Below are 940 nucleotides of genomic sequence, written 5' to 3' on the forward strand. Positions count from 1 at the left end.
ATCATAGCAACACGTTCAAGAAAGCTTTCTGGCAAACCATATTTTTGTGCTGCCTGTGAGATAGCACGCTTCACATTAGGATGAAAATTGATCATTAGTTTATAACCGTTCTATCAGCACTGCTATTCAAAAGAATGCCAATAAAATTGAAGAATTTTGTGTGGTCTTCTTTGGTTATTAAGCGTTTCTTTTCTGCTTCATGAAACTTCTTAATTAATTCAACAGCTTTTTCCCTTGCTAATCCAAAATCTCCTTTTTCCCGCGCTGTTATAAGCGCTGCAATATCTCTCTCAGTATCTTTATGGACGCTTGAGAATTTGCGTCCAAATTCTCTTGCGAAATTTTTTACAACTGCCTTGATGAAAGCAATCTTTCCTATACCCATAGTCTGTTGTTTCCCCCTCTCTTCCACTTCACCTATATGGTTTGGCAAGCGTGCAAAAAGCTTTGTTCTTTCCACTTCTGGTCGCAACACTTTCATAAGTTGCTTAGCTTTATCTTCACCAAAAATACGCTGTAATTTTTCTTGACCATTTTTTGTGTCAAACAAACTCAAAAGATTGTGGTCAAAATTCTGTGCATTGCCTGCCGCATGTTCTAGTTGCGACCGTATACCTTTTTGAAAAGCCTCTTTTTCCATCAACCCAAAATCCGAAAGTTGACTGTTGATTGTGTCGAGATTAACGCTCTTATTCAGTGCTTTTTTTCCTTGCTCCAAAGCATTACCGATAGTACGCTCGTCATAATAAATTTTCCGTGCTTTAGCATAATCTGGAGAGGACGTATCCAAAACGTCCAAAATGCGTTGTTTGAACAGAGTCAAATCTCGCGCATATCCTTGTTTTCCTTTGATGCGCGCAGAATTAATTTGATCATCCAAAACCTCTTTCATCTTATGTAAAATTCGCATATTCAGCTTTGGATATCCATTGCTCCCTAT

The 940-nt window shown here is 38.1% G+C and carries 1 pseudogene; it reads right to left on the reverse strand.

Annotated elements, in window-relative coordinates:
• Positions 1-94 precede the first annotated feature (94 nt).
• Positions 95-940, reverse strand: a pseudogene (locus tag ACFIL3_RS10525) (hypothetical protein); the annotation flags it as partial.

Source organism: Bartonella sp. CE47NXGY (assembly GCF_042195415.1).
GTDB lineage: Bacteria > Pseudomonadota > Alphaproteobacteria > Rhizobiales > Rhizobiaceae > Bartonella.